The organism is Rhizobium mongolense USDA 1844, from assembly GCF_000419765.1.
Classification (GTDB): domain Bacteria; phylum Pseudomonadota; class Alphaproteobacteria; order Rhizobiales; family Rhizobiaceae; genus Rhizobium; species Rhizobium mongolense.
Window position 1 is genome coordinate 1 of the sequence record NZ_ATTQ01000014.1, and the last position, 19,050, is coordinate 19,050.

The following is a 19,050-nucleotide window of genomic DNA, read 5'->3' on the forward strand; positions in this document are numbered from 1 at the left end:
TGCGTGTCGGCAAGGCCGCTGACAATGCCGCTTACTGGTCGATCGCAACGACCATGCGTTCCGACAACAAGGCGCTTTCGGCTGTTTCCGACGCTCTCGGCCTCGGTGCCGCCAAGGTCGACACTGCCTATGCTGCGATGGACAGCGCCATCGACGTTGTTTCCGAAATCAAGGCCAAGCTGGTCGCCGCGACTGAAAACGGCGTCGACAAGGCGAAGGTCCAGGAAGAAATCGACCAGCTTCAGGAACAACTGCTGAGCATCGCTCAGTCGGCTGCCTTCTCCGGCGAAAACTGGGTTGCCGGCGCAAACAACACCACGAAGAGCGTTGTTTCGACCTTCGTTCGCGATGGTTCGAACGGCGTGTCGGTCAAGATGACCGACTACAAGCTCGACAACACCTCGGCCGGCAACGTGCTGTTCGGCATGAGCGGCGGCACGATCGAAACGTCCACCGGCATCCTCGGCACCTCGACGGGCGCAACCGGTTCCGTCTACTCGATGGACATCACCAACTTCACGCTGGGCCAGCTCTCGACGGCTCTGTCCAACGTCGAATCCGCACTGAAGGCGATGACTTCGGCTGGTGCCGAGCTCGGCTCGATCTCCACCCGCATCGAAATGCAGGACGATTTCGTCTCGGCCCTGAGCGACTCGATCGACTCCGGTATCGGCCGTCTCGTCGACGCCGACATGGAAGAGGAATCCTCCAAGCTCAGCGCCCTGCAGACGCAGCAGCAGCTGGCGATCCAGTCTCTCTCGATCGCCAACTCCTCTTCGCAGAACATCCTGTCGCTCTTCCGCGGCTAACAGGTCGAAGAACATACACCTGCCGGCTCGTCCGGCAGGCCACGATAAAGAGGCCGCGCTTTGTTGGAGCGCGGCTTTTTCTGTTGGCGTTAACTATTCGTTAACCATTTTGGCGTCTTCTGCGCTCAACGAAACGGCGGGTTAACCAATATTGATTTTCGGTTAACAGGCATGAAAGCTGACCGCCGCTCCCGGTAGTCCGGAATGTCCCTTCCCAATATATGCCAACGAGGGGCAATCATTTTATGACCAGTATTTTGACCAATGTCGCTGCAATGGCCGCTCTCCAGACGCTGCGCGCCATCAATGACAGTCTGGAGGAAACTCAAAATCATGTTTCATCCGGTTATCGCGTAGAAAAGGCCGCCGATAATGCCGCCTATTGGTCGATCGCAACGACCATGCGCTCCGACAATAAGGCACTTTCGGCTGTCTCCGACGCTCTGGGCCTCGGTGCCGCCAAGGTCGACACTGCCTATTCTGCGATGGACAGCGCCGTCGACGTGGTGACAGAAATCAAGGCGAAGCTGGTTGCAGCGACCGAGAAGGGTGTCGACAGAACGAAAATCCAGGAAGAGATCAAGCAGCTGCAGGCGCAACTCCTCAGCATTGCGCAATCCGCATCCTTCTCCGGCGAAAACTGGGTCGCAGGCAACGAAACGAAAAGCGTTGTCTCCTCCTTCGTCCGCGACGGCAACGGAAACACTTCCGTTACGACCACCGACTATAAGCTCGACTCCTCGTCGACAGGCAACGTTCTGTTTGGCGTGAGCGGAGGCGCAATCGAAACCTCGTCGGGCATTATCGGCTCTTCGAACGGGACCATCGGTTCAATCTACTCGATGGACATCACATCATTTGGCACGGACGGGATTTCGCTCGCTCTGACGGCCGTCGAACTCGGCCTCGAAGCGATGACGAGGGCAGCCTCGCAACTCGGCTCGATCTCGACACGAATCCAGCTACAGGAGGATTTCGTCTCAGCGCTGAGCGACTCGATCGACTCGGGTGTCGGCCGTCTCGTCGATGCAAACATGGAAGAGGAATCCAGCAAGCTGACGGCATTGCAGACGCAGCAACAGCTAGCGATCCAATCGCTGTCGATTGCGAATTCCAGCGCGCAGAACATTCTCTCGCTCTTCCGCAGTTAAGCTTCCGGTTGAAGCAAGGCCGGGCCCAGATCCTGGCCAAGCGGCGGCTTTCGGCTTCAACAACAGACAGCAAATCGCGCCGTCATGGCGCGATTTCGATTTTGGAAATCAAGAGCTTGCGTCAAGCTTGCCGGTGCATTCGGCGGATGCGTTCATCCTCTTGCCGTCAAGGTAAATGTCAGGTTAACCTCATTGTAGAGTTGATTTGTTTGCGACGTACCGGCCTGGAGGGACCAGCCGGCGGCATGAAGCCAGTTAAGTCGCTGCCGGCAATCCGGCCTGTCCCATTCATATTATTTCAGGGATTAATCGATGGCCTACACGATCACAGACGTAGGCGCGTTGAACGTGCTCACTGTTCTTCGCGGCGTTAGCAAGGAAGCCGACACCGTTCAGCGGCAGGTTTCGTCGGAGCTGCGCGTCGAGACTGCGGCGGATAATGCCTCCTCATGGGCTTCGGCAACGACCCTTCGGTCGGACGAAAACGCGTTGAAGACGGTCGGCGATGCACTAGGTCTCGGTGCCGCGAAGGTCGATACCGCCTACACGGCGATAACCTCGCTTATCGACGTGGTCTCGGAGATACGCAAAACCGTCGTATCGGCGACCGACCCCGCCAATGATCGCGACAAGCTCAGCGTCACGATGGAGCAGTATAAGTCACAGCTGGAAAGTGCCGTGAATTCCGTCAATTTTTCCGGTGAGAACTGGCTGTTGAACCGAGATGCGACGGCACCTGTGCAACGGTCGGTCATCGGCGGCTTCGTCCGCGGTCCGAACGGTGAATTCTACCCGCAGAATATTACCTACCCGGCAGGCGATACGATCATGATCGACACGAACAACGCCAGCCGCGGACTTCTGACGAAATCGATCAATGCCGATCCGGACGCAGTGCCGGCCCGCAATTACTATCTGCTCGATGTGGGTTCGACGACGTCGGCGGCTGGTACCGAAATATCGATCTCCACGAGCTCGACGTCGCAGGACCTGCAGGACATGCTGACGGTATTGGACAATATCCTCTCCAGCCTCAATGCCACCGCCGCGGGCCTCGGCACGATGAATTCCCGCATCGAAGATCGGCAGGATTTCGTCGCCACGCTTTCGACGTCGCTGAAGACAAGCATCGGCGCCCTTGTCGATACTGATATGGACGAAGCGTCGGTCCGCCTGTCGGCAGCTCAAACAGCACGTGATATGGCAACCGAAGCACTTTCTGTCATGAATACGTCCGCGAGCAAGGTCCTGATCCTGCTCGAGTAGTGTCGGCCTGAAGGCAGGCGCAGAGCCTGCCATTCATCCTCGCACAAGTTTGGGTTTCTAGTCTGAAGAAGAAACGCTGTTTGAGCCGTGCGAAGGCTGAAGAATGCCCTCGCGTCCGTTGCCGGCGTAAGTGTTTGGTTCGTGCAAGGCGGGACGCGCATGTCGAATTTGATTGCTGATGCCGGGTGGTTTCAATGAGCGCTATGCTTTCTCGGTATTTGAAGGACTTCGGTGAGACGAAACCTGCCGCACCGGTCGTCGATACGGACAACTTCGCCGACCACGTCTTCGCCGGCTTTCCGGACATCCCGGAAGAGCCTGCGGTCGATGTCAAAGCCGAGCGCCGCGAGGCCTATGGCGACGGCTATGCCGCAGCGACGGCCGAGCTGACGGAGAGATACGAGTTGGAGGCGCAGACGGTCGCGCTTGTGCACCAGCGCGAGATTGAAGAACTGACGGCAAGGTATGAAGAAGAGACGGCAGCGGTGATTGCACGCCGCCTCGATGAGATCGCAGCGGAGGTCGCAAATCTCGTAAGTGCGGCAACCGCGAAAGCGATTGCGCCGATGCTGACGGAAGCGCTTGCCGTCCAGGCGGTCTCAAGTCTTGCAGCCTTGCTACGCGAAGCGATCCTGGACGGAGCAGCAGGTTCGATGACGGTCAAAGGCCCGGCGCGGCTTTTCGAATTGCTGAAGGCCGAAATCGGTGAAAGGCCGGATCTGCTGCGTCATCATGAATCCGATGACGCCGATCTCTCTGTCGAAGTCGGCGATTCCGTATTGGTTACGCGCATTTCCGCCTGGTCTGCCAGCCTGAAGAAGGTTCTTGAATGAGTGAAAGCGAAAACCATCACCACGGCAGGAACGAAGTCATCATCGTCAAGCGGCATGGCGGCGGCGATCATGACGGCGCGCATGGCGGCGCCTGGAAAATCGCCTATGCCGACTTCATGACCGCGATGATGGCGTTCTTCCTCGTCATGTGGCTGGTCAATGCAGCCAACGAGGAAACCAAGGCCTCCGTCGCCACCTATTTCAATCCGATCAAGCTTGCCGATGAGAAGCCCACTGAGAAGGGCTTGAAGAAGCCCGTCGACCAGGCCGATGGCGATCGGAAGCAGGACAAGTCGAAGGAAGAGGAAGAAGAACCCACCAAAGGCGCATCCGCCGCGAATGGTGACGACCAGACGTCGACTTCAGGCGACCAGAAGAATTACTCCGAAGCCGATTTCTTCGAGAACCCCTATTCGGTTCTTGCCGAAATCGCCCAGGAAGTCGGCCAGCAAGCAAATGTCAGCGCGAAAGGCGAGGGCGGAGCAAGCGATTCGGGTCCCGCAACCGGGGCTGATGGCGGAAAGGCGTATCGCGATCCGTTCGATCCGGATTTCTGGACGAAACAGGTCGAGGTCACGCATGCCGACAAGGCCGAACAGGCCGCAGCCGACGAGGCCGACCCCGAACAGAAGCCCGATGCGACGGAACTGGCGAAGGCAGAGGCTCTCAAGCCTGCAACCGCGGATCAGGCGTTGGCCGCAGCAGGCGAAGCGCAGGACAAAGGCGCGCTCTTGCCGGAAAAATCGGGTGAAGCCGCAGCCGATGCGCAAAAATCCGGCCAACAGCAGTCTGCCGATGCACCGAAGCTCGCCGACGAGCAGAAACAGGCCGAGGAACTGCAGCAGGAGATCGCCAGGCAGATCAGCGGTATTGCGGGCAAGCTTGCAGAGGGTTTGACCGTCACTGCAGCAGAGGGCGGCCTGCTCGTCAGCCTGGCCGACCAGAACGACAGTTCCATGTTCAATATCGGCTCGGCCGTTCCGCGTAAGGAAATGGTGCTGGCGATGGAGAAGATCGGCGAAATCCTGAAGAGCCGTCAGGGCGCAGTCGTGATCCGCGGCCATACGGACGGCCGTCAATACAAGGGCGCCGACAATGAGAACTGGCGTCTTTCCATGGATCGTGCGCAGGCAGCCTATTACATGCTCGTTCGGGGCGGGGTGGACGAGGAGCGCGTCTCCCAGGTTTCCGGCTTTGCTGATCGGAGGCTGAAGTTGCCCGACGATCCATTCAATGCCGCCAACCGCCGCATCGAAATCCTGGTTCAGGCGGATCAAGGATAGTCTCATGGCGCGCCCGCAGCACCGGCATCTTCTCCTGGCTCTCGGACTGGCGATCGCTTCACCAGCCGTCGCTGCGGGTGAGGATCAGGCGAACCTGGCGCCCTACAAGATGTTGCGTTCGCTGCAGTTCGTACAGGACTCGGTCGCTCTCGGCGATCATTCGGCGGCGGAGATGCAGCGCTTCATGCTCGGCACGATCGATCAGCGCCTGCGCAGTGCGGATGCCTCAGTCTTCGATGATGACCGCAATGTCGATGCCGCACTCGTCTATGCCATGAGCGGCGGCAATCCGGCCACGCTCGAATATCTGATCGCCCGGGACGTGAACGGCTATTTCGACAATCGCGTGACCGATGTCCTGCGCAAGTACCTGAGCGGCAAGGGCCTTCTCGTTGCAAAGACACTGGTCGATACCGCAAATGAGTATCGCGACAAGAAGATCGGTCCCTATCTCGCGCTTGTCGGCGGCAACGTCATGGTGGCGCGAAGCCCGGACGAAGCGCTCAAGCTCTATGATCAGGCGCGGCTTTCGGCGCCGGGAACGATCGTCGAAGAGGCGGCCCTGCGCCGCTCGGTGGCGATTTGCGTCGAGGCGGGTCTCCGTGACAAGGGGCTTGCCTATTCGCAGCGCTATGTGCGGCGGTTCCTGCATTCGCCCTATGCGAGCCAGTTCGCCGATCTTTTCGTCAAGCTGATCGTCGACCACGACCATGTGAAGACGGAAGATATCGTCAGCATCGTCTCCTTCATGGACGAGTCGCGGCGGCGCGAGGTCTATCTGCGCATTGCGCGCGCCGCCGGCATTGCCGGCAAGGCGGAGCTTGCAAGGACGGCGGCCGCATATGCGCAATCGCTTGCCGGCGAACCGAACAATGCGCTCGGCGCGCTCGCGGATTTCTACGGCAACATGGCCTTAGTCTCCACGCCCGACGTGGGTGCGGCCGTAAAGAGCATCGGCAGCGTTGCAGACAGCGAGCTCTCCCCGCGCGACCGCGCGTTGCGCGCTGCAGCCAAATCAATCGCCGAACAGGTGCTGCAGCCGCCGGATCCGGCAAGCCTGACACAAGCGTCCGGTTCTAAACCTGCTAATGAAGAAATTACTTCTGAACAGGCAGCCGTAGCCACGGCCGACGGATCCCAGCCCGCAGAGATCGCGGTGCCCTCCGAGCCTGCTGACGATGGGGCGGCGCCGGTGCTGATGCCGGACGGTGCAGAGCAGGAGGCTGACCCCTCATTCAAATCCTTTGTGACGACGAGCCGTTCGAAACTCGATGAAATCGACGGTCTCTTGAGCCAAGAGAGCAATTGAAATGATCGATATGAGCGTTTTGGGGGGAGCGGTCGCAACCGAGGCGTCGCCAGCCGCCAGAGGCAATGGTCCGGCAGCCAAGGGCGGCGACGCTGGCAATGGCGGCTTTTCGGACGTGCTCTCAAAGGCAGGAAACAGTCCGCAAAACGGCACCGGCGGCGAGCCTGCTGGGGCCCCTGCGGCTGATGATGCCCAAACAGAAGTCGAGGAAGGCGCCGCCGGCAGTATCGCACTCAATTTGCGCGCTCGCAGCAAGCCGATGATCGCTCTCAGCGATGAATCGTTGAAACAACAGGCCGCGACGCATCCGGAGACGGTTGCGATCGTCACGGGCAAATCCGGCAAGGATCAGATGAAAAGCCGCGTCGATACGGCTTCCGCAAAATTCGACGTCCAGGAAGACGCCGGCGAGGTCGCAGAAGATGCACATGTCGCAAAAGACGGAAAATCGGCAAAGACGTTGGACAACAAGACCGGAGCCGATGAAGGCGCTCCGTCGGATGCGACGTCTGTCTCTGATGCGCTCGGTCTTTTGAACAAGGATGCCACGGACACGGTGGTCCCGGCGGCATTCCTGGCCGCAGCCCATGTGAATGCGAAGGACGATATGGCCGGCAAGGAAAAGGATGCCGGCCGTGGCACTGGTATTGCGCCTGCGGCCGATGCGTTGGCGGCGATCAGCGCCAGCGACGTGCAGATGCCCGCCGTGGACGACGCAGCCAATCTTGATGGAAAGACGTTCCGTTTGAGCCGCGCGGACGGGCGCGGCGAGTCCATGGACATGCGTATCGGTGCTGACCAGGAAGCGTCCGCCGCCAAGGCGAAGAGCGATATCGAAAACGTCACGGTTCTCGATTCACGCCGATATATCGGCCTCGCGCAGAATTCTGCATCCGTGACCGCTGCAATCCTTGGCGACAGGGAGTGGACGGGTGCGATGCAGCCGAGTTCGGCACTGTCGAATGCCGCTGAATGGACGAGCACCGGGAAGGTTGTCAACACCCTGAAGATCCAGATGACGCCGATCGACCTCGGCCTCGTGACGGCAACGATGCGCCTTTCCGGCGATGCCCTGAACGTCGATCTGAAGGTCGAAACCGGTGCGGCCTATCGGCAGCTCAAGGAAGATCACGGCAAGATCATCGAGGTGCTTCGCAGCCAGGGTTATGCCATCGACAACGTCACGATCAGCATGGCGCCGGTCGAAAAGCCCGACGCGGGGAACCAGGCAAATGCGCAAGAGCAGTCTTCCCAGCAACAATCTCTGCAGCAGGGGCAGGGCGGTGAAGCGCGCGAGCGTTACGCCCAGACGGCACAGCGCGGCAATGGAGGCCCTAATGGGGCAGTGGAGACCAATGTTGAAGATGTTGCTTCTGGCGCCGCTGGCGGCGGCGTTTCTGGCAGCGTTTACCTCTGAGGCGCGCGCTTCCAACGGTGCCTGCGAAAGGGAAATCCTCTCTGCTGCCGCCAAATACGGCATACCGGAAGGCATTCTCTATTCCGTGGGCCTGACGGAAACCGGGCGCAAAGGTTCGCTCTATCCTTTTGCGCTGAACATAGAAGGCAAGGCAGTCTTCCCGCCTTCCGAGCTGGACGCCATGAGGCAGTTCTATTCGGCGCGAAAAAGCGGTGCAAAGCTCATCGACATCGGCTGCATGCAGATCAACCATTACTTTCATGGCGAGAATTTCAGCTCGGCGGAAGCCATGTTCGACCCCCACCGCAATGTCGAATATGCGGCGAAGTTCCTTCGCAATCTTCACGACCGGCATGAAACCTGGACGATGGCGGTAGCCAGATACCACGCCGGACCAAACAACGACCCTGCGCAGAAGCGGTATGTCTGCCGCGTGATCGCCAATCTCGTCGCGACCGGCTATGGCAAGTGGACTCCCAATGCGAGTAACTTCTGCCATAACTGATGCAAGCAAAAATAGAAAAATGTGAACAAAACGGAATCGTGCCATAATGTGGCAGGAATTGGCCGAAAATTGGGTTCACAAGACCTAATTTACCATCCGTTAACTTTTCCACGAAATTTTTGTGTGCATAACTGACACGGCATACTACATATAGAGCAAATCGGGTCCCAGTTCTTAATCAACTATTAATTCCTGCCATTAAGTTCCAGCAGCTTGTCCCAGATTCGTGCGATTCGTACCCATAGATCATCGAGGTGCCACACTGATTCGGAGGCGGACGAATGATCGTAGTGGTTGATGAGCGTGAGCTCGTGAAAGATGGTTACACATCACTGTTTGGCCGTGAGGGCATTCCCTCGACCGGCTTTGATCCAAGCGAATTCGGCGAGTGGGTGCAAACGGCGGCGGATTCCGATATCGCGGCTGTCGAAGCTTTCCTGATCGGCCAGGGCCGGCAGACCTTAGAGCTGCCACGGGCGATCCGGGATCGCTCCCAGGCGCCGGTGATTGCGGTCAGCGACCAGCCTTCGCTCGAAAACACCCTTGCACTTTTTGATTGCGGCGTCGACGACGTCGTCCGCAAGCCAGTGCACCCCCGTGAAATCCTGGCGCGCGCCGCTGCAATCCGTCGCCGCCTGAAAGCGATTTCGACCCACACCGATATCGGCGCGATCCGCGTCTTCTCGGACGGCCGCGATCCGGAAATCAACGGTGAAGTCTTTGCGCTTCCGCGCCGCGAACGCCGCATTCTGGAATACTTGATCGCCAACCGCGGCCGCCGCGTCACCAAGACCCAGATCTTCAACGCCATCTACGGCATCTTCGACGAGGAAGTCGAAGAGAATGTCGTTGAGAGCCATATCTCCAAGCTGCGCAAGAAGTTGCGCAAGAAGCTCGGCTTCGACCCGGTCGATTCGAAGCGCTTTCTCGGCTACTGCATCGACTGGAACTGATTTTCAGCGGCGGGCCCGGCCCGCGGAAACGTGCCTTTCAATATTTCGATCAGGCAGCTCCGCTACAGACAGCTTCACGCAAGGCCCGCCAAATACTCTCCAAGCTATCAAGGAAAACGAGGTTTTCAGATGAGCATTTTTGGCAGCATGAAGACGGCAGTGTCGGGGATGAACGCGCAGGCAAACCGCCTGAGCACCGTTGCCGACAATATCGCGAATGCAAATACCACCGGCTACAAGGCTGTCTCGACGGCCTTCTCCTCTCTCGTCCTGCCGTCCACGGCAGGCAACTACAATTCCGGTGGTGTGCAGACGTCCGTCCGTCAGGCTGTTTCCGACCAAGGCGACATCTCCTACACGACTTCGGGTTATGACCTCGCCATTTCCGGCGACGGCTTTTTCATCGTGCAGGGCGCCGACGGCACGCCGGTCTTGACCCGCGCCGGTGACTTCACGAAGGACGACGAAGGCAACCTCGTCAACTCGGCGGGCTTCACGCTGATGGGCTATCCTTATGGTTCGTCCGCTCCGGCCGTCGTCGTCAACGGCTTCGACGGCCTCGTTCCGATCAATGTCCTCGGCGACCAGAAACTGGAAGCCGTGCCGACGGCGAATGGGACGTGGACGGGCAACCTCAAGCCATCTTCGCCCATCGAAACCACTGCGGCAGACCTCCCGAGCGCAAACAACGCAACGGCCACATCCGATACGCAGAAATATTCGATCGTCACCTATGACAAGCTCGGCAGCAAGGTGATGTACGACATCTACTTCACAAAGGTCCCGGTAACGACCGTGGCCCCGCTGCCGCCGACCGGCACCGCCTACGAATGGGAAATGGCCGTCTTCCGCAACGCCGACAAGGCCGCGACTGGCACGAGCTCCTTCCCGTACTCTTCCGCCGCCGTTGACGTGAAGCGGGTATATTTCGACAGCTCGGGGCAGATGCTGACGGATGCAACGCATACCGGCACCACGGACATCATCGATCCGGTGACGGGTCTCACCATCAATATGAGCCTCGATCTCTCGCAGGTCGGCGACAGTTGGTCCGGCACGGGTAACGTCGATGGACAGGGCGCAAACTCGCCGGTCGATATCACCATCGACGCCGATGGTGTGGTGTATTCGAAATACGACGATGGCAGCACCAAGCCCGTCTTCCAGATCCCGCTCGCAAACGTGCCGAGCCCCGATCTTTTGACGCTGATGTCCGGCAACGTCTACTCCGCGAACGGCAGGTCCGGCGTCACCGTCACCGGCTTCCCGCAGACGAGTGGCTTCGGCAAGATTCAATCGGGCGCGCTTGAAGGTTCGAACGTCGATATGGCGGGCGAGCTCACGGAAATGATCGAGTCGCAGCGCAGCTATACGGCAAACTCGAAAGTGTTCCAGACGGGTTCGGACTTGATGGACGTCCTCGTCAATCTCAAGAGATAAGTAAGGTAACGGCTAAGCCATGTCGCTCACTTCCGCACTTAATACGGCACAGGGCATATTCAACAATACAGGCGCTCAAAGCAGCGTCGTATCGAACAATATCGCCAATGCCGGCAATAAGGATTATGTGCGTCGGCAGGCGATGCTCACCACCTCGTTGAATGGCGCGCAGGTGGTCAAGATCAACCGTGCGCAGGAGGATGCTCTCCTGCGCCAATACCTGAAGAGTAATTCTCAAGACAGTGCCCAGCAGACCCTTTTGAACGGCTTGGAAGACATCAAGTCCGTCATCGGCGGCAACGATTACGAGACGGCGCCCTCCACCTACCTGGCGGTCTTTCGTGACAAGCTCAGCGCGTTCAGAGCCGCACCGAACAGCACGATTGCGGGCCAGGGCGCCATCACGGCGGCGCAGGACGTCGTGAACTCGCTCAACAATGCGACCAACGCTGTCCAGCAGGTGCGGATGAATGCGGACAAATCGATTGCAAATTCCGTAGAAGAGCTGAATGAGCTGCTGGCGCAATTCGAGACCGCAAACAACGCCGTCAAGTCTGCCACGTCCTCCGGTGCCGATCCGTCGCAAGCGCTCGACCAGCGCGATGCCTTGCTCAAGCAGATTTCGGGGATCGTGGGAGTCACGACCGTCGCCCGCGATAACAACGACATGGTGCTGTATACCTCGGACGGGGTGACGCTCTTCGAAACCATTCCGCGCGCGGTGACTTTCAAGCCGACCCAGAGCTACGGCGCTTCCACCGACGGCAACGGCGTTTACATCGATGGCGTGGCGCTCGGTAAGGGTTCGGGGGGCACGACGTCGGCGCAGGGCAGTCTCCAGGCGCTTCTCCAGCTTCGTGACGAAGTCGCGCCGACATTCCAATCCCAGCTCGACGAAATCGCCAAGGGTCTCGTTTCGTTATTTTCGGAAACGAACACGGCCGGAACCAGCACGCTGCCGGGTCTCTTTACCTGGACGTTGCCGAGCGGGCTTGCGGGCGGAACGCCGACGACGGCCACGATCATCGACGGCATTGCAGGTTCCATCACGGTCAATCCGGCGGTGGTGACCTCGCTGGGCGGCGATCCGATGAAGCTGCGCGACGGTTCGATCAACGGCGCCGCGTTCAATCAGAATACCGCTGCCAATGGCGGCTACACCGCGCAGCTCGACAAGCTCTACACGGCCATGGGCGCCAAGATGGATTTCGATCCGGGCGCCGGCGTCATCGGCTTCAACTCGGCGACGGGTATCGACTCGAACGTCAGCATCATGGATTTTTCGTCTAGCTCGATCGGCTGGTTCGAACAGTACCGCAGCGACGCGAGCGGTGCCACGGAGAACACGGCGGCAGCGCTTTCGCGATCCGACGAAGCCTATTCCAACGAGACCGGCGTCAACCTGGACGAAGAGCTGACGCTGCTTCTCGACATCGAACAATCCTACAAGGCGGCGACGAAGATTTTGAACGCCATCGATGAAATGTTGAAGTCATTGCTGGATATAGCGAGTTAAGCCATGAAGAGCTCCTTTATTTCTAGTTCAGCCATTCAGAACGCGATGCGATTGACGATCCGCCAGTCGCAGAACCAGATGGTCAAGGCCTCGATTGAAGCCACCACCAAAACCTACGCCGATATCGGCGTATCGCTCGGCATCGACGCGGCCAAGAGCGTGAACTATGCGCGAGAGCTTGATCGGATCTCCTCGTTCAAGGACAGCAACTCCACCGTCAATCTCCGTCTCGAAATGTCCCAGAGCGGGTTGGCCGACGTGCAGAAGGCGAGTGATGCCCTGGTCAAGAATCTGACGGCGCTCAAGGGAAGCCAGGCATCGACCGCCATCACCGTTACCCTCCAGTCCTCGGCGGCGGCACTTTCGCAGCTCATGGACACCGGCAACATGATCACCGGCGGCGAATACCTGTTTTCCGGTGTCAATACGGACGTTCCGCCACTGACGGATCGCAGCGCGACCGTTGAAGCCGCTATCGTCACTGCGCTGAACACTTACGCGACCGGGCTCGCCAAGCCGGTCAGCGCCTTGACGGCGGCTGAAATCGATACCTTCATGACCAGCACCGTGGAGCCGATGTTCAGCGCTGCGGCATGGACGGACCCGACCACAGGCTGGTCCAAGGCTTCCAACCAGAACATGACGAGCCGGATCAGCAACTCGGAAGTCATCACATCGTCCACCAACGCCAATTCCGACGGCATGCGCTACCTCGCAATGGCGACGGTCATGACGAATGCGCTGATCGATCAGGGCCTTGGCACTGATGCCATGGACGCGGTTTCCTCGCGCGCCATCGGCTATGCGGCGCAGGCAACCTCCGGCCTCGTGACGCAGCAGAGCCAGCTCGGCCTGTCGCAGGAGCGCGTCGAAAAGGCGAACGACGCTCTCGATGCCCAGGCTGCCATCATCAACAACAAGGTCGTGGACCTACAGGGAGTTGACCCTGCAGAAGCTTCGACCCTCGTCAAGACCTTGGAAACGCAGCTCGAAACGGCTTACACGATCGTATCGAAAATACAGCAGCTGAGCCTCGTGAACTACCTTTGATGATCAAAGGCGCGCAATACAAAGAAGGATGCATGAATGTATCAATTCTCTTATGCCGAGGTCATGCAAGACTCGGTGACCGACGCGAAAGAGCGGGAGCGGCAAGTTCTCGACCGGTCAATCGAATTGCTCTCGCTGGCGCGCGACAAGGAAAAGTACAGCCGGGAATCCGTTGAGGCACTGTTTTACACCCGGCGTGTTTGGGTGAGTTTTATCGAGGATCTCAAGCATCCCGACAATCAGCTCCAGATCGAGCTGCGGGCCAACCTGATTTCGATCGCAATCTGGATTTTGAAGGAATGCGACAAGATCAGGCGACGCCAATCGAGTAACTACCAAGGCATTATCGACGTTACCACCATCATCAGGGATGGACTTAAATGAAAAGTACACTTCGCATTTCGCTAAAAGCCGGAGAGAGAATCTTCATCAACGGCGCGGTTTTGCGCGTTGACCGCAAGGTCGCGCTGGAATTCCTGAATGATGTGACGTTTCTTCTTGAAAACCATGTTCTTCAGCCGGAAGACGCCACGACGCCGCTGCGCCAGCTCTACTTCATCGCGCAGATGATTCTGATTAATCCGGAAGGCAAGGAGCAGTCGACGGCGATGTTCCGCAAGTCGATCACCATGCTGCTGACCTGCTTCAAGAACGAAGAGGTCCTCGCCGAGCTGAAGCGCATCGATGGGCTCGTCTCGACGGGACGGGCATTCGATGCCCTGAAGGCGATCCGCGCGCTCTATCCGACCGAGGACGGCATCTTGAACAACCAGGAAATGCACCCGGCTATGGTCGAGCAAATCCGCAAGGAGATCGCACCATGGCGGTAGAGGGCGTTTCCAGCGTCGGCACGACGTCGACGACGCAGACTGCGCAGCAGAAGGCGACGCTCAACTACGACAACTTCCTGCAGTTGCTCATCGCGCAGATGAAGAACCAGGATCCGACGGATCCGATGGACGCCAGCGAGCAGATGTCGCAGCTCGCAAGCTTCTCGCAGGTCGAGCAGACGATCCAGACCAACACGAAATTGGACACGTTGCTCGCAAGCTCCAGCCTCACCCAGGCAGGCAGCTATATCGGCAAGTACATGACCAGCGCCGACGGCACCGTTAAAGGCACTGTCGCCTCGGTCAAGGTGTATTCCGATGGAATTATCGCGACGACGACGGACGGGAAGAGTATTCTCGTGCAGGCGGGAATCACTCTCGCGGATGAAGCGCCGACGTCAGACACCTCGTCGTGAACTGACTTGCAATTGAACCAATAATGGTCCGGCTACTGCGGGGCGGACCGAAAGGCGATATGAGGTTGCCTGACGATGAATGAAGCCGATGCACTCGACCTTTTTCAGGCGGCGATCTGGACCGTTTTGATCGCAGCCGGCCCTGCGGTGGCTGCTGCCATGATCGTCGGCCTCGTCATCGCGCTGATCCAGGCGCTAACGCAGATCCAGGAAGCGACGCTCACCTTCGTTCCAAAGATCGTCGCCGTCCTCATTACCGTCGGCATTTCTGCACCGTTCGTCGGTTCCCAGATCTCCATTTTCACCGACATGGTCTTCTCACGTATCCAGTCCGGCTTCTGAGCTACCTTCGCGCAAGCTTCGCCGGTTAATTCTCGATCCGAATTGGGCAGGGCATACCTGCCTCCTCTCATGAAGAGACGGAATCGAAATGGCGCAACCACCTGCACTCCCCCTTCCGAAATCTGCTCCGAGCCTTCGTGATGTCGGTTTTGCCCTCGGCATCATGGTCATCATCTGTGTGCTCTTCCTGCCGATTCCGCCGTTTCTGATCGACTTGGGGCTGGCGTTTTCGATCGCGTTTTCCGTTCTGATCCTGATGGTTGCCCTCTGGATTCAGAAGCCTCTCGAATTTTCGTCCTTCCCGACCATCCTGCTGATCGCGACCATGACGCGACTGTCGCTGAACATTGCAACGACGCGCGTGATCCTTTCGCATGGCAACGAGGGACATGACGCGGCCGGCGGCGTGATCGCCGGTTTTGCAAGCCTGGTGATGTCCGGCGATTTCGTGATCGGTCTGATCGTGTTCCTGATCCTGATCACCATCAATTTCATTGTCATCACCAAGGGTGCGACGCGTATCGCTGAAGTCGGCGCGCGTTTCACCCTGGATGCGATCCCCGGCAAGCAGATGTCGATCGACGCCGATCTGTCCGCGGGCATCATCGACGAGAAGGAAGCGCAGCGCCGTCGCAAGGAGTTGGAGGAGGAAAGCTCCTTCTTCGGCGCCATGGACGGTGCCTCCAAGTTCGTCCGCGGCGATGCGGTCGCCGGCCTCCTGATTACCTGCATCAATATTTTCGGCGGCATCATCATCGGCTATTTCCGCCATGACATGCCGATTTCCGAAGCGGCCGACGTTTTCGTCAAGCTCTCGGTCGGCGATGGCCTCGTCGCCCAGATGCCGGCGCTGATCGTTTCCTTGGCGGCCGGCCTTCTCGTTTCACGCGGCGGCACCATCGGCTCGACTGACCAGGCCGTCGTCAATCAGCTGAGCGGTTATCCGCGCGCGCTTTCCGTTTCCGCCGTGCTGATGGCGGTCCTGGGCCTGATGCCCGGCCTGCCGACAGTCCCCTTCATGTTCCTCGGCGGCCTCATGGCGTTCGGCGCATGGTTCATTCCGAGGCAGATCGAAGCGGAGAACAAGGTCCGTCGCGAGCAGGAAGAAAAGAAGGTCGTTCAGACCAAGGAGCTCGAAAAGGACTCCGTCAAATCGGTCCTGCGCACCTCGGAAATCGAACTCGCGCTCGGCAAGATGGTGTCGACACGCCTCCTCGGCGCACATCAGGAACTCGCCTTCCGCGTCGGCAAGATGCGCAAGAAATTTGCAACGCAGTATGGCTTCGTCGTTCCGGAGATCAAGGTCACCGACGATATCAGCATTCCCGAGAAGTCCTATCAGATCCGCATCCACGGCACGACGGTGGCATCGAATGCATTGCGTGTCGGCGAAGTGCTGGTCGTCACCGGCTCCGGCCGCAAGCCGCGCATTCCAGGAGACGAAATCCGCGAACCGGCTTTCGGCATGCCGGCGGTTTCCATTCTTGAGGCTTTCGCCGAGGACTTGAAACGCGAAGGTTTCCAGCCGATCGACAACGTCTCGGTGGTCCTCACCCATATGAGCGAGGTCATCCGCAACAACTTGCCGCAGCTTCTCTCCTACAAGGACGTGAAGGTTCTGATCGACCGTCTCGATCCCGAATACAAGAAGCTCGCAGACGAGATCTGCACCTCGCATATGTCGTATTCGGGCCTGCAGGCCGTCCTCAAGCTGCTGCTTGCCGAGCGCGTCTCGATCCGTAACCTGCATCTGATCCTGGAAGCCGTGGCCGAGCTCGCGCCGCATGTGCGCAAGACCGAGCAGATCGTCGAGCATGTGCGGATCCGCATGGCGCAGCAGCTCTGCGGCGACCTGGCGGACAATGGCGTGCTGCGCGTCCTGCGGCTCGGCAGCAAGTGGGACATGGCGTTCCACCAGGCGCTCAAGCGCGACAACAAGGGCGAGGTCGTCGAATTCGACATCGACCCGCGCAGCCTTGAGGAGTTCAGCGAGCAGGCAACGAAGGTTATCCGTGAATTCATGGACCGCGGCCTGCCGTTCGCCCTTGTCACATCGCCGGAAACACGCTCCTATGTGCGCATGATCATCGAACGGCTGTTCGCCACGCTTCCGGTTCTTTCGCACGTCGAACTGGCCAAGGGCATCGAGATAAAGATTTTGGGCTCCATTTCATGATTTCCGACCCGCAAGGGACTGTTCTGGCGCTCTTCCTGGTTTTCTGCCGGATCGGCGGCTGTGTCCTTGCAATGCCAGGCTTTTCCTCGGCGCGCGTGCCGGAACTGCTGAGGGTCTTTGTGGCCGGCGGTCTTTCGATCGCCATGCTGCCGGTTCTTTGGGATACGGTTTATCCGGCCGTCAGCAATACCGGCGCGAGCTATATCGGGCTCATCGTCAGCGAATCGCTGATCGGCGTCATGTACGGCTTGCTGGCGCGGCTCTACACGCTGGGCTTCCAATTCGCCGCCAGCATCATCGCCATGATGGTCGGGTACACCTCACCGGGTGCGGCGGATGTCATCGAGGATTCGGTGGAAACAAGTCTCTCCGGTTTCATCACCTTTGCCGGAATGATGATCCTCTTCATGATGGACTTCCATCACATCGTGTTCCGGGCGCTGATCGATTCCTACACGACGATGCCCTTCGGCGGCATTGCCGATATGCGTGCCAATCTGATTTCGCTCACCGATACGCTGCAATCGACCACCTACATCATGCTCCGGCTCGCAAGCCCGTTCCTCATCTACAGCATGATGTTCAACGTCTCGATCGGCTTCATCAACAAGCTGGCGCCGCAGATTCCCGTGTACTTCATCTCGACGCCCTACATGCTGCTTGGCGGCTTGTTCCTGTTCTATTTCTCGGTTGCTGCCTTGATCAGCCAGTATGCACAATCTTTCCCAAGCGTGTTCATCGGAAGATAGCGGATGGCGGAGAAGACCCGTTCGGAAAAACTGAAGCGGCTCGTCGCAGTCCAGCGGCATCTGGAGCAGATGGCGGAATACGACCTTGCCGAAACGAGCCGCCAGCGCGCCGAGGTCAACCAGTCGATCGACAATGTCGTCATGGCGCTCGGCTCCATGGATCCGGTCCATCGTGCGTTTTCGCAAAGCTATGCCGACCGGTTCGAGCGGCTGAGCACCAAGGACAAGCAGCTGACCGGCATGCAGCAGCTGCACGAGATGCGCCTGCAGCGCGAGCGGGCCAAGGGCGACCGGCTGGAAGAGGGCATGAAGGAAGCCCTTGAAGCCGAACGGCGCCAGGCCGATGACAACGCGGTCTACGATGTCATCGATCAGAAATTTGCAACACCAGCCTCCAGCAAGCTTCAAAAACCATAATCCCTACAACTTAATTTAGAGGATTGTGACATTGGCTATTTCACCCCCAAGTGATCTGGTCCTGGATGTTGTCAAAGCCGCCGACCCGATGGAGGTTCAGGTGGCCCAGGAGAAATTGAAAGCGAGCCGCGCGGCCTTTCGGGCAACGGGCCTTGCCGAAAACGGCGATGGCTTTTCTGCCAAGGTCGACGTGCTTGACAGCGCCACCGGCCTCGACAACGTCAAGAATCGCGCCAAGACTGAGGAGATTCCGGAAACCTACCGGAAGTTCGAGGCCATGGTGCTTCAGAATTTCATCAAGAACATGCTGCCGAGCGACAGCGAACAGGTCTACGGCAAGGGCGCTACTGGCGACATCTGGAAGGGCATGATGGCCGAGCAACTTGGCAACGTCATCTCCGAAGGTGATGGCGTCGGCATAGCCAAGCAGATGTATAACGAGGCGCTTCGCAAGAAGGAAGGCGCCATCGTGAACGCGTCGGCGGACCAGGATGACCGCAAGGTCGCCTTCAGCATGATCGACGAATTCCAGCGCAAGACATTCGGCACGCCGACGGCGGATGCCAAGATCAATAATGAAGCATAACC

Annotated in this window: 20 protein-coding genes; all 20 read left to right on the forward strand. The window is 58.8% G+C overall.

What is annotated here, in order from left to right; genetic code table 11:
• Positions 1-809 (forward strand): flagellin N-terminal helical domain-containing protein (locus tag A3C3_RS0124235; protein ID WP_022717168.1); only part of this gene is annotated, 809 nt, incomplete at its 5' end.
• 245 nt (positions 810-1,054) lie between these two features.
• Positions 1,055-1,960, forward strand: a complete 906-nt coding sequence (locus tag A3C3_RS0124240; RefSeq protein WP_022717169.1) for a flagellin N-terminal helical domain-containing protein — start codon at positions 1,055-1,057, stop codon at positions 1,958-1,960.
• Between the two features lie 312 nt (positions 1,961-2,272).
• Positions 2,273-3,226, forward strand: a complete 954-nt coding sequence (locus A3C3_RS0124245) for a flagellin N-terminal helical domain-containing protein (protein ID WP_022717170.1) — start codon at positions 2,273-2,275, stop codon at positions 3,224-3,226.
• Between the two features lie 194 nt (positions 3,227-3,420).
• Positions 3,421-4,059 carry a hypothetical protein gene (locus A3C3_RS0124250; RefSeq protein ID WP_022717171.1) on the forward strand — a complete coding sequence of 213 codons (639 nt, stop codon included), beginning with the start codon at positions 3,421-3,423 and terminating at the stop codon, positions 4,057-4,059.
• Complete coding sequence (locus tag A3C3_RS0124255; RefSeq protein ID WP_022717172.1) at positions 4,056-5,342, forward strand: MotB family protein; 1,287 nt, start codon at positions 4,056-4,058, stop codon at positions 5,340-5,342. The genes A3C3_RS0124250 and A3C3_RS0124255 overlap by 4 nt, the downstream gene beginning before the upstream one ends.
• A 4-nt stretch (positions 5,343-5,346) precedes the next feature.
• Positions 5,347-6,651: a chemotaxis protein MotC gene (motC, locus tag A3C3_RS0124260; RefSeq protein WP_022717173.1), complete on the forward strand. Its 1,305-nt coding sequence runs from the start codon at positions 5,347-5,349 to the stop codon at positions 6,649-6,651.
• 1 nt (position 6,652) lies between these two features.
• Positions 6,653-8,068: a flagellar hook-length control protein FliK gene (locus A3C3_RS0124265; protein WP_022717174.1), complete on the forward strand. Its 1,416-nt coding sequence runs from the start codon at positions 6,653-6,655 to the stop codon at positions 8,066-8,068.
• Positions 8,010-8,573 carry a transglycosylase SLT domain-containing protein gene (locus tag A3C3_RS0124270; protein WP_028739955.1) on the forward strand — a complete coding sequence of 188 codons (564 nt, stop codon included), beginning with the start codon at positions 8,010-8,012 and terminating at the stop codon, positions 8,571-8,573. The genes A3C3_RS0124265 and A3C3_RS0124270 overlap by 59 nt, the downstream gene beginning before the upstream one ends.
• 281 nt (positions 8,574-8,854) lie before the next feature.
• A complete protein-coding gene (rem, locus tag A3C3_RS0124275) occupies positions 8,855-9,526 on the forward strand; it encodes a transcriptional activator Rem (protein WP_022717176.1) in 672 nt (223 codons plus the stop codon).
• Positions 9,527-9,655: 129 nt separating this feature from the next.
• Positions 9,656-10,966 carry a flagellar hook protein FlgE gene (locus A3C3_RS0124280; RefSeq protein ID WP_022717177.1) on the forward strand — a complete coding sequence of 437 codons (1,311 nt, stop codon included), beginning with the start codon at positions 9,656-9,658 and terminating at the stop codon, positions 10,964-10,966.
• Between the two features lie 19 nt (positions 10,967-10,985).
• Positions 10,986-12,482, forward strand: a complete 1,497-nt coding sequence (gene flgK, locus A3C3_RS0124285; RefSeq protein ID WP_022717178.1) for a flagellar hook-associated protein FlgK — start codon at positions 10,986-10,988, stop codon at positions 12,480-12,482.
• 3 nt (positions 12,483-12,485) lie between these two features.
• On the forward strand, positions 12,486-13,532 hold the full coding sequence (locus tag A3C3_RS0124290; protein WP_028739956.1) for a flagellar hook-associated family protein: 1,047 nt from the start codon (positions 12,486-12,488) through the stop codon (positions 13,530-13,532).
• Between the two features lie 36 nt (positions 13,533-13,568).
• A complete protein-coding gene (flaF, locus tag A3C3_RS0124295) occupies positions 13,569-13,916 on the forward strand; it encodes a flagellar biosynthesis regulator FlaF (RefSeq protein WP_022717180.1) in 348 nt (115 codons plus the stop codon).
• Positions 13,913-14,362 carry a flagellar biosynthesis repressor FlbT gene (gene flbT, locus A3C3_RS0124300; RefSeq protein ID WP_022717181.1) on the forward strand — a complete coding sequence of 150 codons (450 nt, stop codon included), beginning with the start codon at positions 13,913-13,915 and terminating at the stop codon, positions 14,360-14,362. The genes flaF and flbT overlap by 4 nt, the downstream gene beginning before the upstream one ends.
• On the forward strand, positions 14,353-14,778 hold the full coding sequence (flgD, locus tag A3C3_RS0124305) for a flagellar hook assembly protein FlgD (protein ID WP_022717182.1): 426 nt from the start codon (positions 14,353-14,355) through the stop codon (positions 14,776-14,778). Before flbT ends, flgD begins: the two co-directional genes overlap by 10 nt.
• A gap of 75 nt (positions 14,779-14,853) precedes the next feature.
• Positions 14,854-15,120 (forward strand): flagellar biosynthesis protein FliQ, encoded by a 267-nt coding sequence (fliQ, locus tag A3C3_RS0124310; RefSeq protein WP_022717183.1) that lies wholly within the window; start codon positions 14,854-14,856, stop codon positions 15,118-15,120.
• 88 nt (positions 15,121-15,208) lie between these two features.
• Positions 15,209-17,296: a flagellar biosynthesis protein FlhA gene (flhA, locus tag A3C3_RS0124315; protein ID WP_022717184.1), complete on the forward strand. Its 2,088-nt coding sequence runs from the start codon at positions 15,209-15,211 to the stop codon at positions 17,294-17,296.
• Positions 17,293-18,045: a flagellar biosynthetic protein FliR gene (locus A3C3_RS0124320; protein ID WP_022717185.1), complete on the forward strand. Its 753-nt coding sequence runs from the start codon at positions 17,293-17,295 to the stop codon at positions 18,043-18,045. The genes flhA and A3C3_RS0124320 overlap by 4 nt, the downstream gene beginning before the upstream one ends.
• Positions 18,046-18,048: 3 nt before the next feature.
• On the forward strand, positions 18,049-18,462 hold the full coding sequence (locus A3C3_RS0124325) for a hypothetical protein (protein ID WP_022717186.1): 414 nt from the start codon (positions 18,049-18,051) through the stop codon (positions 18,460-18,462).
• 31 nt (positions 18,463-18,493) lie between these two features.
• Entirely contained in the window at positions 18,494-19,048 is a 555-nt protein-coding gene (locus tag A3C3_RS0124330) for a rod-binding protein (RefSeq protein WP_022717187.1), read from the forward strand.
• Positions 19,049-19,050 lie beyond the last annotated feature (2 nt).